This window comes from Wenyingzhuangia sp. 2_MG-2023 (genome assembly GCF_030548295.1).
Taxonomy (GTDB): Bacteria; Bacteroidota; Bacteroidia; order Flavobacteriales; family Flavobacteriaceae; genus Wenyingzhuangia.
Window position 1 is genome coordinate 1 of sequence record NZ_JAUOSB010000118.1, and the last position, 262, is coordinate 262.

1 rRNA gene is annotated in these 262 nt (G+C 34.0%); it reads left to right on the forward strand.

Annotated elements, in window-relative coordinates:
* Positions 1 to 89: 89 nt before the first annotated feature.
* Positions 90 to 199, forward strand: a 5S ribosomal RNA gene (rrf, locus tag Q4548_RS16865).
* The last annotated feature ends 63 nt before the right edge of the window (positions 200 to 262 follow it).

Consider the following 262-nt stretch of genomic DNA (forward strand, 5'->3'; position numbering starts at 1 on the left):
AGGATGCTCAAGAAATAAAAAGAAGTATTATTATTTAGATCAATATGTTAACATATAGGGTTCTGAAACAAGTTCAGGATTGACAACCTTAAGGTGATTATTGCAATAGGGCTCACCTCTTCCCATTCCGAACAGAGCAGTTAAGCCTATTAGCGCAGATGGTACTATCGTAAGATGGGAGAGTATGTCATCGCCTTTTTTTGTACTGAAATAAATTCAGTATTTATAAAACCTCATTCATTAAGTTGAATGAGGTTTTTTT